Origin of the sequence: Embleya hyalina, assembly GCF_003967355.1 — a bacterium.
Lineage (GTDB): Bacteria > Actinomycetota > Actinomycetes > Streptomycetales > Streptomycetaceae > Embleya > Embleya hyalina.
Genome location: NZ_BIFH01000015.1, coordinates 230,149 through 246,942, shown reverse-complemented (window position 1 = coordinate 246,942; position 16,794 = coordinate 230,149). Strand labels below are relative to the sequence as shown.

Here is a 16,794-nt window from a genome sequence, read left to right as displayed (position 1 = left end):
CGGCCCGCATGGTGGACGTCACGGCCAAGGACGTCTCCGTCCGTACGGGAACCGCGTCGGGCCGGGTGCTCGTGTCGCCGCGGGTGGTCGAACTCCTGCGCGGCGAGGGCGTACCCAAGGGTGACGCGCTGGCCACCGCCCGGATCGCGGGCATCATGGCGGCCAAGCGCACCCCCGACCTGGTGCCGCTGTGCCACCCGATCGCGCTGCACGGCGTCGCGGTGGATCTGTCGGTGCACGACGACGCGGTGGCGATCACCGCGACCGTGCGCACCGCCGACCGCACCGGCGTCGAGATGGAGGCGCTGACGGCGGTCTCCGTGGCGGCGCTGACGGTGGTGGACATGGTCAAGGCGGTGGACCCGGGCGCGGTGATCACCGACGTACGGGTCGAGGCGAAGACGGGCGGAGCCTCCGGGGACTGGCAGCGGGACCCGGGGGCAGGGGCCACACAACGGGACGGAGGGCAAGTCTGATGCGAGCCATGGTGATCACCGTGTCCACGCGCGCGGCGGCCGGGACCTACCAGGACGAGAGCGGCCCGGTGATCGTGCGCGGGCTGCAACAGATGGGCTTCGAGACGCGCGGGCCGCAGATCGTGCCGGACGGCGAGCCGGTCGCCCAGGCGCTGCGCGACGCGTGTGCGGGCCATTACGACGTGATCATCACCACCGGGGGGACCGGGCTCAACCCGTTCGACCAGACCCCGCAGATGACCAGCCGGGTGATCAGCTACGAGGTACCCGGCATCGCCGAGGCGATCCGGATGGAGAACTTCGACAAGGTGCCGACCTCGATCCTGTCGCGCGGCGTCGCCGGCGTCGCGATCACCCAGGACTCGCACTGGACCTACCGCAGCCTGATCGTCAACCTGCCCGGCTCGCCGGGCGGCGCGCAGGACGGGATCACGGTGCTGGCGAAGGTGTTGCCGCACGTGGTCTCCCAGCTCCAGGGCGGCGACCACGCGCGCGGCGGCGGTTTCGGCGGCGGGGGCGGCGGCTTCGGGGGCGGCGGGCCGCAGCAGGCTCCGCCCGGCGGCGGCGGGTATCAGGGCGGCTACGGCGCCGGCGGCGGCTACCAGGGTGGCGGCGGCGGGGGCGGCTACCAGGGCGGCGGGGGCTACGGAGGGGCGCAGCAGCCGCCATGGGGCACGCGCTGACCCGCGGTTGGCCCGTGGAACTCGCCGAGGGCCGGGTGACGCTGCGGCCGATCCGGGCCCGGGACGCGGCCGCCTGGCAGGAGGTGCACACCCGCAATCGCGAGTGGCTGCGCCGCTGGGAGGCGACCGTGCCGCCGGGGTCGGCGGCCGGGCGGCGGCCGACCTTCCGGCAGATGGTCCGCTTCCTGCGCGCCGAGGCCGGCGCGGGACGGATGTTGCCGTTCGTGGTGCTGTACGACGGGCAGTTGGTCGGCCAGGTCACCGTCGCCGGGATCACCTGGGGGTCGATGTGCTCGGCGCACATCGGCTACTGGGTCGACGAGCGCGTCGCCGGGCTCGGGGTCATGCCGACCGCCGTCGCGCTGGTGTCCGACCACTGCTTCTTCCGGCTCGGCGTGCATCGCCTGGAGGTGTGCATCCGGCCGGAGAACCGGGCCAGTCGGCGGGTGGTGGACAAGCTGGGATTCCGCGAGGAGGGCCTGCGTCCGCGCTACCTGCACATCGACGGCGACTGGCGGGACCACCTGGCCTACGCGCTGAACGCCGAGGAGGTCCCGGAGGGCCTGTTGATGCGGTGGCGCGCCTATCGGGAGAGCCGGGGGTTCACCTGGTAGCGGGGGTTTCGCCCCGACGAGGTCGCGGTGGTTTCGGCCGGACGGTGCCTGGCGACCGCCGGCCGCCTCGGTATCTCTTCTCGGAATCTCTTCGATGTCGATCCCGCCATATCGACACATCGATCTCGCGATTTCGCTACTCTCCCGGAGATATGAGCGGTGTCACCTCGGCAGACCCCGGAGCCTCCGGGGGCACGGCTGCCCGGTCGGCCTCGGGGGTCTCGGCGACCCCGACCGATCCGGTCGCCTCGATGGCCCCGGTAGTCACATCCGTCACATGGGCATCAGAACGGATCGCACGACACACCGTGCCTAATCCGACGATGCGGTGCCCATCCGGCTTAGCGTGTGAAGCGTGAACGGCAGCGGCCTGATCTACGCAGCGATCGTGGGGGCCTGGGCTGCCTATCTGGTGCCCATGTGGCTTCGCCGACAGGACGAGCTGAACGAGGCCCGGCCGACCGAGCGTTTCACCACCGCGATCCGGATCCTGTCCCGTCGCGGCGCCTTCGAGCGCCGCTCGGCGCGGGCGCTGGCCGAGCAGAGCGGCACGGAGGGCGCCGAGCGTCGCGCCGCCGGTGAGGTCGGGCGCGGGCGGCGGCCGTCGGGCGGCGGGGCACAGGATTCGAACTCGCCGTCTTCGAACTCGCCGTCGTCGAGTCAGCCTTCGGGCGGGCAGGCTTCGGTGCAGGCATCCGCCGGGGCGGCAGGTCAGTCGTCGGTGCCGCAGCAGGCGACCGGGTCGGGCGCCGGGTCCGCCGCGGCGGCCAAGGGCAAGGGCGGTGGTGCGGGCAAGCGCCCCGCCGCGCCGGTGCGTCGGGACGAGGGGCGCGCCGCGCTGCTCACCCGTCGCCGCCGGGTGATCGCGAGCCTGTTCGCCGGCTTCACCGCCGGCGCGATCCTGGCCGGTGTGGCCGGCCTCGCCTGGGTGTGGCTGCCCGCCGTGCCCGGCGTGTTGTTGTCGGCGTACATCGTGCATCTGCGGGTCCAGGAGCGCCGCCGCTACGAGGCGGGTCTGCGCCGGCTGGCCCGACCGGCGGCCAAGCCGGCCGCGCCGGCCGACGCCGGCGCGGCGAACGAGGCGCGGGTCCGGGCCCGGACGCGTGAGGCCGCCGACGGGGCCGCGGTGGATCCTCGGCCCGCGACGCCGCCGACGGGTGGCGACGGGCGGCAGGCCCGTACCCCGCGTTCGGGCTCCGGTGCGCAGGGTGCGTCCGGCCCCGCGGGCGCGGGCGGCGCCGCCGCCGGCCCGGCCGGCTCGGCCCGGGGGCGACGCGAGCGTGCGGCGGAGGAGCCCGCGCTGGCCGAGTGGATCGCCGAACTGGCCACCGGCGACGGCCCCGACCGGGACGCGTGGGACCCGGTCCCCGTCCCGCTGCCCACCTACGTGACGGCCCCGGTCGTCCCGCGCGGCGACACCGAACAGGAGCCGGAGCGCCCGCAGATCCACGCCGTCCCGGACCCGCAACCGGCCGAGGCGCTGCGCCCACCCACCCCGTTGTTCGACCAATACGCCGAGGACACCCGCTCCGGCTACGGCGCCTCGGTCGACTCCCTCCCGCTCTACGAACACGAGTGGCGCCGAGCCGGCAACGAGTGAATACCCGTGCACGAGCCGGCTCGGGGAGGTGGTAATGTTTCTCCTCGTTGGGCCTGTGGCGCAGTCTGGTAGCGCACCTCGTTCGCATCGAGGGGGTCTGGGGTTCAAATCCCCACAGGTCCACACATCACGAAAGCCCCGCCGGAACTCCGGCGGGGCTTTCGCCATTCCCGGAGTGGGTGTGGAATTTGCCGGAGTCTTGCGTTCCGGGGGAATCCCGTTGCTTTCGGTGGGGTTGGGAATAGTGGTCGCGCCGCGACCACCTCGGGTGAGCGGGTCGTTATTACGGTCGCGTAGCCGAGGATCGGACTGCCAACATCGGGTGACATGGCCGAGCTATTGAATCCACACGGGAATCTGTCCGAAATCAACTCTTATGTGGCAATCGGCGACAGCTTTACGGAGGGTGTCGGCGACCCCGGGCCCGACGGGAACTATCTCGGGTGGGCCGATCGGTTCGCGGCTCGGCTGGCGGTGGAGCGGCCGGGGTTGCGGTACGCGAATCTCGCGGTGCGTGGGAAGTTGTTGCATCAGATCGTCGAGGAGCAGGTGCCGCTGGCCATCGCGGCGCGGCCCGATCTGGTGACGTTGTGTGCCGGTGGCAACGACGTGTTGCGGCCCGGGAGTGATCCGGACCGGCTGGCCGCGGAGTACGAGGAAGCGGTCGCGGCGTTGACGGCGGCGGGCGCGCGGGTGGTGGTGTTCACCGGGTTCGATACACGGTGGGTGCCGGTGCTCAAGCTGATCCGGGGCAAGGTGGCCACCTACAACGAGCTGCTGCGGGCGGTCGCGGATCGGTACGACTGCGCGGTGGCCGACATGTGGGGACTCACCTCGCTGCACGATCGGCGGGCCTGGAGCGAGGATCGGCTGCACCTGTCGCCCGAGGGGCACGATCGGGTCGCGCTCAAGGTCGGTCGGGCGCTGGGGCTGGCCGTCGACGGTGACCCGGACGCGCCGTGGCCGGCGGAGGAGGTCGCGGTGACGGCGGGCGCGGCGCGGTTGGAGAACGTGCATTGGGCTCGGGAGCACCTGGTGCCGTGGATCGGGCGGCGGCTTCGGGGGCAGTCCTCGGGGGATCACGTGACGGCGAAGCGGCCGGAGTTGGCGCCGTTGGACCTGACTGTCGCGGAACGCGCGAGCCGGGCGTCGTAGTGGATGCGGGTGGGCCCGTCCGGCCGGTCCTCGGGCGCCGGACGGGCTTGGGCGGCCCGACCCGGTTGTCCTCAAGCGCCGGACGGGCTGGGTTTGGTTGTGTTCGCCGGTCCCGGCTGCGGTGTGTTGCGCCTGCGTTGGGTGTCCTCAGGCGCCGGACGGGCTGACTGGGTTGTGTTCGCCGGTCCGGGCTGCGGTTCCCGGGCGCCTGCGGCGAGCGTCCTCAAACGCCGGACGGGCTGGATTGGGTTGTGTTCGTCGGTCGGGGCTGCGGTGTGTCGTGCCTGCGATGGGCGTCCTCAAGTGCCGGACGGGCTGGGTTTGGTTGTGTTCGCCGGTCCCGGTTGCGGTGTGTTGCGCCTGCGTTGGGCGTCCTCAGGCGCCGGACGGGCTGGGTTTCGACGGGCTTGGGTGTGTGGCTTGTTTCGGGTTTGTCAGGGGGTTGTGGCGGCCTCTGTGGTGGTGCCGAGTAGGAGTAGGTGGGTGGCTCGGCAGACCGTGTGTTCGACCTCTGTCATGGTCATTCGGCCGAAGGCCCAGCTGAACAGGGCGCCTTCCCAGGCGATGCCCAACAGGTGAACGAACTCGTCGGCGTTGGTCACCTCGTCGGCCAGGGCCGTGCGGAACATCGTGTTCATGATGCGGTTGATTTCGCGATGGCAGTCGCCGACGCCCGGGTCGGAGGAGCCGAGGGCGTGGATCAGGGCGGCGGTCAGGCGGGGGTGGCGGGCCATCGTGCGGCAGGTGTCGCGCAGGATCGCGCAGACCCGCTCGGCCGCGTTCGCGCCGTCCGGACGGGCCGCGCCGCTGCGTTCCAGGGCCGCGATCCACTCCAGGTGGGTGGCCGCGAGCAGGTGGTCCTTCGAGGAGAAGTGCCGGTAGATGGTCGCCGAGGAGAGCCGGGACAGGCGGACCACGTCGCGCATCTGCACGCTGTCGTAGCCGCCCTCCGCGGCCAGGTCGCGGGTCGCGTCGATGGCTCGCCTGCGTATGTCCTGCTCCCGAGTGACGGGCACCGGTGCAGCCTCCCTCGGCATCGACGGCGACATCGCGCCCTAGATCCAGGTGCTGAACCACATGCGGTCCAGCCATCCGCTGCGGGTGATCGTCTCACCGGTGAAGATCGGGTAGAAGTACAGGAAGTTCCAGGCGATCAGGGCGATGATCGCGACGACCCCCGCGGTGCCCCACGCGCGTCGGCGTTCGGTGGCTCCCGGTGGGCCGAGCAGTGCGCCGAGCATCATCGTCACCGCCAGGCACAGGAACGGGACGAACGCGACGGCGTAGAAGAGGAAGATCGTGCGTTGCTGGTACGCCATCCAGGGGAGGTAGGCGGCGGCCAGGCCGCACAGGATGGCGCCGGCGCGCCAGTCGCGCCGACCGGCCCAGCGGAACAGCAGGTAGCCGACCGCGACCACCCCGGTCCACCACAGGAGTGGGGTGCCGATGCCGAGGACGGTTTGGTAGCAGTCCTGTTCGGTGCAGCCCGCCGTGCCCTGGTGGACCGTTTCGAAGTAGTACGCCACCGGTCTGCCCAGGACCAGCCAGCTCCATGGGTTCGACTGGTAGGGGTGTGGGCTGTCCAGGCCGGTGTGGAAGGACCACATTTCGGCGTGGTAGTGCCAGAGGCTGCGTAGGGGTGCGGGGACCCAGGTCATGCCGAATTGGGGGAGTGGGATGCCGAGGACGTGGTCGGGGGACAGTCCGGCGCGGTCGTCGGCCCAGTGGCGGAAGTAGCCGTTGTCGGTGAGGAACCAGCCGGTCCAGGACCAGATGTAGATGCCCAGGGCGACGGCGACGGTGGACAGGAACGCGAAGAGGACGTCGTGGCGCAGGGTGGCGCGGTAGGGGCGGCGTGCGCCGCAGGCGCGGCGGGTGCCGGCGTCCCACAGGACGGTGAGGACGCCGAGGGCGGCGAGGACGTAGACGCCGCTCCATTTGGTGCCGCAGGCGAGGCCGAGGCAGATGCCGGCGACGATGCGCCAGGGGCGCAGGCCGAAGCGTGCGGTGGCGGCGCGGGTGGCGTCGGGTCCGTCCTTGAACATGCGGGCGGCGAGGGCTCGGGTGTCGTCGCGGTCGATGAGCAGGGCGCCGAAGGCGGCGAGGATCCAGAACATCAGGACGAGGTCGAGGAGGGAGGTGCGGCTCATGACGAAGTGGAGGCCGTCGAGGGCCATGAGGAGTCCGGCGACGCAGCCCAGGAGGGTGGAGCGGAGGAGGCGGCGGCCGATGCGGCAGAGCATGAGGACGGACAGGGTGCCCAGGACGGCGAGGGCGAAGCGCCATCCGAACGGGGTGAGTCCGAAGAGTTGTTCGCCGAGTGCGATGGTCCATTTCCCGATGGGCGGGTGGACGATGTAGGAGCCCTGGGTCTGGAGGGTGTCGGTCTGTCCGGCGAGGATCTGGTCGTTGGCCTCCTTGGGCCAGGTGCCCTCGTAGCCGAGTTTGAGGAGCGACCAGGCGTCCTTGGCGTAGTAGGTCTCGTCGAATATCACCGCTTTGGGTTTGCCGAGGTTCCAGAAGCGGATGAATCCGGCCAGGAGCGTCACCAGGATGCACGGCAGCCAGCCGCCGCCGGTGTAGGCGCTGTTGTCGGTGTACGACGGCACCAGCCGCTCGCGCAGCGAGGTCGGCGGCCGATCCCGATACCCGAACCGAGCCAACGACCAGGCCCAACCGCGCGGCTCCGGACGTGCGGTCCCCGGGTCGCCGGGGGAATCCGCATCCCCCTGTGGGGCACGCTTTCGGGTCGGCTGATCGGTCGCCACGTCACTCGTCACCGGAGCATCGTATTGACGCGCGGGCGAGACCGGGCGCGCGAAAGGAGAGGATGGCCGGGTGGAACACGAACAGCACACCTCTCAGAGCGGCGTACTCGTACTCGCCGGCACCCCCATCGGTGACGTGGGCGACGCGCCCGCGCGACTCGCCGCGGAGCTGGGCACGGCCGACGTGGTGGCCGCCGAGGACACCCGCCGGCTGCGCAGACTGGCCGGCGCGCTCGGCGTGGAGGTGCCGGGGCGCGTGGTGTCGTACTTCGAGGGCAACGAGGCGGCGCGCACTCCGGACCTGGTCCGGGCGTTGCGCGAGGGCAAGCGGGTGCTCCTGATCACCGACGCCGGGATGCCGTCGGTGTCCGATCCGGGATATCGCCTGGTCGAGGCCGCGGTGGCGGAGGACATCCGGGTGACGGCCGTACCTGGACCGTCGGCGGTGCTGACCGCGCTGGCGCTGTCCGGTCTGCCGGTGGACCGGTTCTGCTTCGAGGGCTTCCTGCCCCGAAAGGCCGGGGAGCGGTCCCGACGCCTCGCCGAGTTGGCCGCCGAGCCGCGCACGATGGTGTTCTTCGAGGCGCCGCACCGGCTCGCCGAGTCGCTGGCCGCGATGGCCGAGGCGCTGGGCGCCGAACGGCGCGGCGCGGTGTGTCGCGAGTTGACCAAGACGTACGAGGAGGTCCGCCGGGACACCCTGGCCGAACTCGCCGTGTGGGCGGAGCCGGGCGTGCGCGGCGAGATCACCGTGGTGGTCGCGGGCGCGCCGCCGGCCGACCCGTCGCAGCTCGGCCCGGCCGACCTCGTCGCGCTGGTGGCCGGACGCGAGGCCGCCGGACAGCCGCGCAAGGAGGCGATCGCGGCGGTGGCCGCGGAGGTCGGCGTGCCCAAGCGCACGGTCTTCGACGCGGTGGTGGCGGCCAAGGCGGCCCAGGCGGGCAAGTAGGTCGGCACGGGCGTCCGGATCGCCCCGATCCACCCCTTCCGAAACGCTCTGTGAATCACTCGCCACCCGGCGTGTCCGCGTCGCTCGCGCCGCGCACGGCGCGACGGTCAAGCGCGTGCAACGGGCAGGTAGGGCGCTGCACTCGATCGGGTGATGAGTCTTTCGGAATATCAATATTCCGTAGTGCCCCCCGTCAAGGAACCGTTCGGGTCGATACGTCGCGGCCCCCTCGGGCATTCCATGGATACCGGTCACGGGAAGCCCTCGAACCAGTCGGCGGGCCCACCCGTGTGAGGAGGTCGTCATGGAGAACCCGACGGTGGTGCACGAGTCCTACTCCTTCGTCTGTATGTCGTGTGGTCGAGGCTGGGAACGCGACTACGAGATTCACCACGCGACCGATCTGCACGGATTGCGCCTGTGCCGCTACTACTCCGAGGGGACCCTTGTGCCGTCCCCGTTCACCAAGCCGGCGTGCGAGCACTGCGACGGCACCCGGCTGCGGATACTGCCCGCCGGACGGGTCGCCTCGGCGGCCGGTACCTCCGGGTCCGTCGCGGCGGTCAAGGCCGTGAAGCCGGTCAAGGCCGCCAAGACCCCGAAGGCCCCCAAGGCCCCGAAGCCGGCCAAGGTGCCCGCCCCGCGCGGCGCCTCGCGGTGGCACCTGCCCTCGCTGCACCGCTCCGCCTGACCCCGATCCGGGTCGCCCGGACGCCGCCGCCCGCCCCCGGGGATACTCGGGGGCGGGCGGCGGTCCGTCGGCCGTAGGATTCCGGGTATGGCGGCCACTGGAACCACTGAACACACTGCGGGCGAGCGCACGAAGGCGTTCTATGTCACAACGCCCATTTACTACGTAAATGACGCCCCGCACCTGGGCCACGCCTATACGACCGTCGCAGGCGACGTGCTCACCCGCTGGCACCGCCAGCGCGGCGAGAAGGTGTGGTTCCTCACCGGCACGGACGAGCACGGTCAGAAGATCATGCGCACGGCCGAGGCGAACGGGGTCACTCCGCAGGAGTGGTGCGACAAGCTGGTCACGGAGGCGTGGAAGCCGCTGTGGGAGCACCTGGAGATCGCGAACGACGACTTCATCCGCACCACCGAGCTGCGACACACCGCCCGGGTCCAGGAGTTCGTCCAGGACCTGTTCGACAAGGGCGAGATCTACAAGGGCGGCTACGAGGGCCCGTACTGCGTCGCGTGCGAGGAGTACAAGGCGCCGGGTGATCTGATCGACGGCGAGGACGGGCAGAAGTTGTGCCCGATCCACAAGCGTCCGGTGGAGATGCTCAAGGAGGAGAACTACTTCTTCAAGCTCTCCGAGTACGGTCCGCGGCTGCTCGAGTTCTACGAGGCCAACCCGGACTTCATCCAGCCGGCCTCGGCCCGCAACGAGGTGTTGCAGTTCGTCCGACAGGGCCTGCAGGACCTGTCCATCTCGCGGTCCACGTTCGACTGGGGCATCCCGGTGCCGTGGGACCCCAAGCACGTCATCTACGTGTGGATCGACGCGCTGCTCAACTACGCCACCGCCGTCGGCTACGGCGCGGACCAGGCGAAGTTCGAGCAGACCTTCCCGGCCGACGTGCACCTGGTCGGCAAGGACATCCTGCGCTTCCACGCGGTGATCTGGCCCGCGATGCTGATGGCCAACGGCCTGCCGGTGCCGGGGCGGGTGTTCGCGAACGGCTGGCTGATGGTCGGCGGCGAGAAGATGAGCAAGTCGAACCTGACCGGCATCTCGCCGCGGCAGCTCACCGACCACTTCGGTGTCGACGCCTACCGCTACTACTTCCTGCGCGCGATCCAGTTCGGCCAGGACGGGTCGTTCTCGTGGGAGGACTTCTCCGCGCGGTACACCTCCGAGCTGGCCAACGACTTCGGCAACCTGGCCTCGCGCGTGGCGGCCATGGTCGGCAAGTACTTCGACGGCGCGCTGCCCGCCTCCACCGCCGACGGGGACGCCGAGGGCGTGCTGCACAGCGCGCTGATCGAGACGGTCTCGATCGCCGACGACCGGGTCCGCGCGCTCGACTTCCAGGCCGGTCTGGACGCGGTGTTCGGCTACGTGAAGCTGGTCAACGGCTACATCACGGAGCAGGAGCCGTGGAAGGTGGCCAAGGACGACAGCCCCGAGGGCCGGGCCCGGCTGGCCACGATCCTGTACACCTCGGCCGAGTCGCTGCGCGCGCTCGCCGTGCTGCTCAACCCGGTGATGCCGGAGACCGCGCACAAGTTGTGGGACTCGCTCGGCGCCGAGGCCCACCTGGGCGCGCTCGACGCGCAGCACGTGCAGGACGCGGGCCGCTGGGGGCGGTTGCCCGAAGGGGCCGTGATCACCAAGGGCGCGGTGTTGTTCCCGAGGCTGGAAGAGAAGAAGGCGGACGCGTAGGTGAGCAAGCGCAAGCGGCGGGACGGCGGGCCTCGGGACACCACCCCGCCGCCCGCCCCGGATCCGCTGCGGGTGCCGGTCTGGGACGCGCACACGCATCTGGACCTCCAGGACACGACGCCGGCCGACGCGTTGTCGGCCGCCGCCGCGGTCGGGGTGGACACCCTCGTCCAGGTCGGCATCGACGTGCCGTCCTCGGTCTGGGCGGCGGAGATCGCGGCCGCGCACGAGCGGGTGCACGCCACCGTGGCGCTGCACCCGAACGAGGCGCCGCGGATCGTGCTCGGCGACCCCGACGGGTGGTCCGGACAGCGGCGCCCGCCCGGTGGGGCGGCCGCCCTGGACGCGGCGATCGCCGAGATCGACCGGCTCGCCGCGCTGCCGCACGTGCGCGGGGTCGGCGAGACCGGCCTGGACTACTTCCGCACCGGCGACGAGGGCGTGGCGACCCAGCAGGAGTCGTTCCGCCGACACATCGGGATCGCCAAGCGGCACCGCAAGCCGCTGGTGATCCACGACCGCGAGGCACACGCCGACGTGTTGCGGATCCTGGCCGAGGAGGGCGCCCCGGAGCGGGTGGTCTTCCACTGCTTCTCGGGTGACGCCGAGATGGCGAAGACCTGCGCCGAGTACGGCTACCTGATGTCCTTCGCGGGCAACGTGACCTACCCGAGCGCGCAGCCGCTGCGCGACGCGCTGACGGTGGCCCCGACCGAGCTGATCCTGGTCGAGACCGACGCGCCGTTCCTGACCCCGGTGCCCTACCGGGGTCGTCCCAACGCGCCCTACCTCGTGCCGATCACCGTACGGGCGATGGCCGAGGTCAAGGGCCTGGCCGAGGACGAGCTGGCCGCCGCGCTCGCGGCCAACGCCGAACGCGCGTTCGCGCCCGCGTAGTTGCCCCGCCGGCCCGCCGCGGGCCGGTGCGCGCCGGCCGCCCGTCACCCGGACGACCGGGCGGCGGCCGGCCCGCGTCCCGGGCCGGTGTACAGTCCGGTGCTCGTCGGGCGGAACCTCGGCCCGCACCCGGGATCACACCCCCGGACCCGACCCCCGGAAACCCCTCAGGAGCACCCTTGAGTCGTTCCGCCGGCTCCGCCCGCAGGCGTACCTCCGCCCGGGCGGGGAGGGGCGGCAGCCGCCCCGGCCCGTCCCTGCGCTCGCTCGTCCCGCAGGCCCTGGTGGTCGCCGTCCTGGTCGGCGGCACCACCGCCTTCGTCGCCTACGACAAGACGGTCAAGCTCGTCGTGGACGGCGAGGAGCGCACCGTGCACACCTTCGCCTCCGACGTCTCCGGGCTGCTCGACCGCCAGGACGTCAAGGTGGGCGAGCACGACATCGTCGCGCCCGGCCGCAAGGCGGGCATCGAGGACGGCGATCGGATCGCGGTGCGCTACGGCCGCCTGCTGACCCTGACCGTCGACGGCCGGCCGCAGCAGGTCTGGGTGACCGCGAAGTCGGTGGCCGAGGCGCTGGAGCAGGTCGGGGTGCGGGCGGACGGCGCCTACCTGTCCGTCTCGCGCGATCTGCCGATCGGCCGGCAGGGGCTCAACCTGGACGTGCGCACCGAACGCGCGATCACGTTCCTGGTCGACGGCAAGACCATCCCGCTGCGGACCAACGCGGCCACCGTGCAGGCCGCCCTGGACCAGGCGGGCATCGCGATAGGGCCGCAGGACCGGATGGACGTGCCGACCGACGCGTATCCGCAGCAGGGGCAGACCATCTCGATCCTGCGGGTCACCGGCACCACCGTGACCAAGGACGAGAAGATCCCGTTCAAGACCACCAAGCAGGACGACCCGACCCAGTTCAAGGGCACCGAGGAGGTCGCCACCAAGGGCGTGGTCGGGCTGCGGCAGATCACCTACTCGTACGAGACGGTCAACGGCGTCAAGCAGGAGCCGCGCAAGATCTCGGAGAAGGTGATCAAGGAGCCGGTCACCCAGATCGTCAAGGTCGGCACCAAGGAGATGCCGAACTCGGTGGCCGGGGCCGACCAGCTCAACTGGAACGCGCTCGCGCAGTGCGAGTCGGGCGGCCGGGCGAACGTGGTGGACGGCTCGGGGACCTATCACGGGCTCTACCAGTTCGACGCGCAGACCTGGCAGTCGATGGGCGGTACCGGGGTGGCCAGTCAGGCGCCCGCGTCCGAGCAGACATATCGGGCAAAGCTCATGTATGTCCAGCGCGGGGCGAGTCCGTGGCCGCTGTGCGGCAGTAGGCTCTTCTCGTGAGTGATCTTCCCGCGGGACCGGGACTCCTCGGTGCCGCGGACATCCGTGCGCTCGCCGAGGCCCTGGGTGTGCGCCCGACCAAACAGCTCGGCCAGAACTTCGTGATCGACGCCAACACGGTGCGCCGCATCGTGCGGACCGCGGGTGTGCGGCCCGACGACGTCGTCGTCGAGATCGGCCCCGGCCTCGGCTCGTTGACCCTGGCCCTGCTGGAGAGCGCCGCGCGGGTGGTCGCGATCGAGATCGACCCGGTCCTGGCCCGGCACCTGCCGACCACGATCGCGGCCCGGATGCCGGAGCGGGCGGCCGATTTCGCGCTCGTGCACGCCGACGCCATGACGGTCGCCGAGCTGCCCGGCCCGGCGCCCACCGCGTTGGTGGCGAACCTGCCCTACAACGTCTCGGTGCCGGTGCTGCTGCACATGCTCCAGACCTTCCCCTCGCTCGATCGACTGCTGGTGATGGTGCAGTCGGAGGTGGCCGACCGGCTCGCGGCGACGCCCGGCGGCAAGGTGTACGGGGTGCCGTCGGTCAAGGCCGCCTGGTACGCGGACGTCAAGCGCGCGGGTGCGATCGGGCGCAACGTGTTCTGGCCCGCGCCCAACGTCGACTCCGGCCTGGTGTCGTTCGTACGCCGCGACCCGCCGCCGACCACCGCGACCCGCGCGGAGGTGTTCGCGGTGGTGGACGCGGCCTTCGCGCAGCGGCGCAAGACGCTGCGGGCGGCGCTGGCGGGCTGGGCCGGCTCGGCGGCCGGGGCCGAGGAGGCGCTGCGCGCGGCCGGGATCGACCCGCGCACGCGCGGCGAGGCGCTGGGGGTGGCGGAGTTCGCCCGGATCGCCGAGCACCGCCCCGACAGCCGCCCCGAAGCCGCCCCGAACGAGCCCCGCGACTGAGTGCCGGGTGCCGCCGTCGATACCATCGGCGACGGTGCCGGGGAGTTCGCACGGCCCGCGTCCGAAGAGGCCCGACCGGGCCACGAAGGAGTTCCACTAGCCGTGTCTTCCGTCACCGTCAGCGTTCCCGCGAAGGTCAATCTGCAGCTCGCGGTCGGTGGTGTGCGGCCCGACGGCTTTCACGAGCTGGTCAGCGTCTTCCACGCCGTGTCGCTGTACGACGAGGTCACCGTCACCCCCGCGGACCGGCTCGAGGTGACCTGCGAGGGCGAGGGCGTCGGCGACGTCCCGCTGGACCACAACAACCTGGCCGCGCGCGCGGCGATCCTGCTCGCCGACCGGCTCGGCCGCGAGCCGAACGTGGGCATCCACATCCGCAAGGGCATCCCGGTCGCGGGCGGCATGGCCGGCGGCAGCGCGGACGCCGCGGCCACGCTGCTCGCGTGCGACACGCTGTGGCGCGGCGACACCCCGCGCCCGATGTTGCGCCGGCTCGGCGCGGAGCTGGGCAGCGACGTACCGTTCTCCGACCTGGGCGGGACCGCGATCGGCACCGGGCGGGGCGAGCGGCTGGCGTCGGTGCCGACCACGGCGCGCTTCCACTGGGTCTTCGCGCTCGCCGACGGCGGGCTGTCCACGCCCGCCGTCTACGGCGAGTGCGACCGGCTGCGCGAGCTGGCCGGCGAGCCCGTCGGGCCGCCCGCGCCGCGGGCCGAGTTGATCGCCGCGCTGCGGGCGGGCGACGCGCACGCGCTGGGCGCGAACCTGGTCAACGATCTGCAACCGGCCGCGCTGTCGCTGCGGCCCGCGCTGGCCGCGACGCTCGCGGCGGGGATGGCCGCGGGCGCCGTCGGCTCGCTGGTCTCCGGCTCCGGACCCACCTGCGCGTTCCTGGCACCGGACCGGGAGACCGCCCACCTGGTGGCCGAGCGGCTGACCGACTCCGGCACCTGCCGGGCCGCGCGGGTCGCGTTCGGCGCGGTGCCCGGGGCCCGGGTACTGCCGCGCCGGGTCGTTCCGGTGGAGCGCGAGAACACGGTGTAGTGGGGACCGTTAGGCTTGGTCGAATGCGAGCGTTGCGGTACGGCGGTTCGGTCTGATGGCGAACCTGGTCAATCTTGAGTCAGTCGGCAAGGCGTACGTCATGCGCACCCTGCTCGACGAAGTGTCCCTCGGTGTGGCCGAAGGCGACCGGATCGGGGTCGTGGGTCGCAACGGTGACGGCAAGACCACGCTGATCCGGGTGATGGCCCAGCGGGAACCGGTCGATTCGGGCCGGGTCACCCACGTGGGCGGGCTCAGCCTGGGCATCCTCAGCCAGCAGGACGACCTCGATCCGACGGCCACCGTGCGCCGGGAGATCGTCGGCGACCGCCCCGAGCACGAGTGGGCGGGCGACGCGCGCATCCGCGATGTGCTGACCGGGCTGTTCGGCGGCTTGTCCATGCCCGGCTTCGAGAGCGGCATCGACTCGGTGATCGGCCCGCTGTCCGGCGGTGAGCGGCGCCGGATCGCGCTGGCCAAGCTGCTGATCGAAGAGCACGACCTGATCATCCTCGACGAGCCGACCAACCACCTCGACGTCGAGGGCATCGCCTGGCTGGCCGGGCACCTCAAGACCCGGCGCTCCGCGCTCGTCGTGGTCACCCACGACCGCTGGTTCCTGGACGAGGTCTGCACCCGCACGTGGGACGTGCAGGGCGGCAAGGTGCACGACTACGAGGGCGGCTACTCGGCGTACGTCCTGGCCCGCGCCGAGCGCGCGCGGATCGCGAGCACCGAGGAGACCAAGCGGCAGAACCTGGTCCGCAAGGAGCTGGCCTGGCTGCGCCGCGGCGCCCCCGCGCGCACCTCCAAGCCCAAGTTCCGGATCGAGGCGGCGAACGAGCTGATCGCCGACGAGCCGCCGCCGCGCGACACCCTGGCGCTGCGCGGCTTCGCCAACGCGCGCCTGGGCAAGACCGTGTTCGAACTGCTCGACGTACGGATCGAGGCGGGCCCCAAGACCCTCCTGGAGCACCTGACCTGGAACCTGGGCCCGGGCGACCGGATCGGCCTGGTCGGGGTCAACGGCGCGGGCAAGACCTCGCTGCTTCGCGCGCTCAAGGACGCGGCCTACGAGGACCGGCAGCCGGCCGCGGGCAAGATCGTGGTCGGGCGCACCGTCAAGCTCGCCTACCTCTCCCAGGAGGTCGTCGAACTGCCGGGCACGTTGCGGGTCCTGGAGGCGGTCTCCCAGGTGCGCGAGCGGGTCGAGATCGGCAAGGGCAAGGAGCTGACCGCCGGTCAGCTGTGCGAGCAGTTCGGCTTCACCGGCGAGAAGCAGTGGACGCCGGTCGCCGACCTGTCCGGTGGCGAGCGGCGCCGGTTGCAGCTGCTGCGGCTGCTGATGGACGAGCCCAACGTGCTGTTCATGGACGAACCGACCAACGACCTCGACATCGAGACGCTGACCCAGCTCGAGGACCTGCTCGACGGCTGGCCGGGTTCGCTGGTGATCGTCAGCCACGACCGCTACTTCGTCGAGCGCACCACCGACACGGTGCTCGCGCTGCTCGGCGACCGTACCTTGCGGATGTTGCCGGGCGGCATCGAGGAATACCTCCAGCGCCGGCACGCCGTCGTCGAGGCGGGCGCCACCGCCGCCGCGCCGGTCCGCCGCAGTGGCGGGGACACCCGGGCGGCGAAGAAGGAACTCCAGCGTGTCGAGCGGCAGTTGACCAAGCTGGCCGACCGGGAGAAGAAGGTGCACGACGGCCTGGCCGAGCATGCCACCGACTTCGACAAGGTCTCCGCGCTCGACGCCGAGCTGCGCGCGATCCGGGACGAGCGGGACGAGTTGGAGATGCGCTGGCTGGAACTGGCCGAAGAGGCCGAATAGTTCGCATCGGGGGACCCGGCGATGGGACATGTCGGGTATTCCGCGCGTTCGTGGTTCACCGAATCGATACCCGGTCACCGTCCGAAGCGAGGGTTACCCCGTACCCATCGGTCATATCGGCTGGGTAGTCTGAGGAC

At 71.7% G+C, this 16,794-nt stretch carries 15 protein-coding genes and 1 tRNA gene; 14 read left to right on the top strand and 2 right to left on the bottom strand.

The window, feature by feature from the left end:
• Window positions 1-8: 8 nt before the first annotated feature.
• The 6 genes from moaC (at window position 9) to EMA17_RS08750 (ending at window position 4,528) form a co-directional block, all read left to right on the top strand.
• The gene (gene moaC, locus EMA17_RS08775) at window positions 9-476 is read left to right on the top strand and encodes a cyclic pyranopterin monophosphate synthase MoaC (protein WP_246126575.1); all 468 of its coding nucleotides are present in this window, start codon (window positions 9-11) and stop codon (window positions 474-476) included.
• Window positions 477-484: 8 nt separating this feature from the next.
• Window positions 485-1,159 carry a MogA/MoaB family molybdenum cofactor biosynthesis protein gene (locus EMA17_RS08770; RefSeq protein WP_246126539.1) on the top strand — a complete coding sequence of 225 codons (675 nt, stop codon included), beginning with the start codon at window positions 485-487 and terminating at the stop codon, window positions 1,157-1,159.
• Complete coding sequence (locus tag EMA17_RS08765) at window positions 1,144-1,773, top strand: GNAT family N-acetyltransferase (RefSeq protein ID WP_126636346.1); 630 nt, start codon at window positions 1,144-1,146, stop codon at window positions 1,771-1,773. The genes EMA17_RS08770 and EMA17_RS08765 overlap by 16 nt, the downstream gene beginning before the upstream one ends.
• A gap of 355 nt (window positions 1,774-2,128) precedes the next feature.
• A complete protein-coding gene (gene sepX / locus EMA17_RS08760; protein ID WP_126636345.1) occupies window positions 2,129-3,373 on the top strand; it encodes a divisome protein SepX/GlpR in 1,245 nt (414 codons plus the stop codon).
• Between the two features lie 49 nt (window positions 3,374-3,422).
• A tRNA-Ala gene (locus EMA17_RS08755) sits at window positions 3,423-3,496 on the top strand.
• A 204-nt stretch (window positions 3,497-3,700) separates the two neighbouring features.
• Entirely contained in the window at window positions 3,701-4,528 is an 828-nt protein-coding gene (locus tag EMA17_RS08750; RefSeq protein WP_126636344.1) for an SGNH/GDSL hydrolase family protein, read from the top strand.
• A gap of 434 nt (window positions 4,529-4,962) precedes the next feature.
• Here the strand turns inward: EMA17_RS08750 and EMA17_RS08745 are convergent, their stop codons facing one another.
• Together EMA17_RS08745 and EMA17_RS08740 are read right to left on the bottom strand one after the other, a co-directional pair.
• Window positions 4,963-5,544, bottom strand: a complete 582-nt coding sequence (locus tag EMA17_RS08745) for a TetR/AcrR family transcriptional regulator (RefSeq protein WP_160161347.1) — start codon at window positions 5,542-5,544, stop codon at window positions 4,963-4,965.
• Between the two features lie 39 nt (window positions 5,545-5,583).
• Window positions 5,584-7,308 (bottom strand): dolichyl-phosphate-mannose--protein mannosyltransferase, encoded by a 1,725-nt coding sequence (locus tag EMA17_RS08740; RefSeq protein WP_246126538.1) that lies wholly within the window; start codon window positions 7,306-7,308, stop codon window positions 5,584-5,586.
• A gap of 58 nt (window positions 7,309-7,366) precedes the next feature.
• Here EMA17_RS08740 and rsmI point away from each other — a divergent pair, with 58 nt between their 5' ends.
• From rsmI to EMA17_RS08695, 8 genes are all read left to right on the top strand, one after another.
• Entirely contained in the window at window positions 7,367-8,245 is an 879-nt protein-coding gene (gene rsmI / locus EMA17_RS08735; protein WP_126636342.1) for a 16S rRNA (cytidine(1402)-2'-O)-methyltransferase, read from the top strand.
• Window positions 8,246-8,549: 304 nt separating this feature from the next.
• Window positions 8,550-8,936: a hypothetical protein gene (locus EMA17_RS08730; RefSeq protein WP_126636341.1), complete on the top strand. Its 387-nt coding sequence runs from the start codon at window positions 8,550-8,552 to the stop codon at window positions 8,934-8,936.
• An 87-nt stretch (window positions 8,937-9,023) separates the two neighbouring features.
• Window positions 9,024-10,643, top strand: a complete 1,620-nt coding sequence (metG, locus tag EMA17_RS08725) for a methionine--tRNA ligase (RefSeq protein ID WP_126636340.1) — start codon at window positions 9,024-9,026, stop codon at window positions 10,641-10,643.
• Complete coding sequence (locus tag EMA17_RS08720; RefSeq protein ID WP_126636339.1) at window positions 10,644-11,540, top strand: TatD family hydrolase; 897 nt, start codon at window positions 10,644-10,646, stop codon at window positions 11,538-11,540.
• A gap of 179 nt (window positions 11,541-11,719) precedes the next feature.
• On the top strand, window positions 11,720-12,880 hold the full coding sequence (locus tag EMA17_RS08710) for a resuscitation-promoting factor (protein ID WP_246126537.1): 1,161 nt from the start codon (window positions 11,720-11,722) through the stop codon (window positions 12,878-12,880).
• The gene (gene rsmA, locus EMA17_RS08705; RefSeq protein WP_126636337.1) at window positions 12,877-13,776 is read left to right on the top strand and encodes a 16S rRNA (adenine(1518)-N(6)/adenine(1519)-N(6))-dimethyltransferase RsmA; all 900 of its coding nucleotides are present in this window, start codon (window positions 12,877-12,879) and stop codon (window positions 13,774-13,776) included. The genes EMA17_RS08710 and rsmA overlap by 4 nt, the downstream gene beginning before the upstream one ends.
• Window positions 13,777-13,878: 102 nt before the next feature.
• Entirely contained in the window at window positions 13,879-14,820 is a 942-nt protein-coding gene (locus tag EMA17_RS08700) for a 4-(cytidine 5'-diphospho)-2-C-methyl-D-erythritol kinase (protein ID WP_126636336.1), read from the top strand.
• A 52-nt stretch (window positions 14,821-14,872) separates the two neighbouring features.
• A complete protein-coding gene (locus EMA17_RS08695) occupies window positions 14,873-16,657 on the top strand; it encodes an ABC-F family ATP-binding cassette domain-containing protein (protein ID WP_126636335.1) in 1,785 nt (594 codons plus the stop codon).
• Window positions 16,658-16,794: the final 137 nt, after the last annotated feature.

Bases quoted from the DNA above. Each gene is read 5' to 3' on its own strand.
- moaC (WP_246126575.1), top strand. From the start codon at position 9: ATGGTGGACGTCACGGCCAAGGACGTCTCCGTCCGTACGGGAACCGCG.
- EMA17_RS08770 (WP_246126539.1), top strand. From the start codon at position 485: ATGGTGATCACCGTGTCCACGCGCGCGGCGGCCGGGACCTACCAGGAC.
- EMA17_RS08730 (WP_126636341.1), top strand. From the start codon at position 8,550: ATGGAGAACCCGACGGTGGTGCACGAGTCCTACTCCTTCGTCTGTATG.
- EMA17_RS08750 (WP_126636344.1), top strand. From the start codon at position 3,701: ATGGCCGAGCTATTGAATCCACACGGGAATCTGTCCGAAATCAACTCT.
- EMA17_RS08765 (WP_126636346.1), top strand. From the start codon at position 1,144: ATGGGGCACGCGCTGACCCGCGGTTGGCCCGTGGAACTCGCCGAGGGC.
- metG (WP_126636340.1), top strand. From the start codon at position 9,024: ATGGCGGCCACTGGAACCACTGAACACACTGCGGGCGAGCGCACGAAG.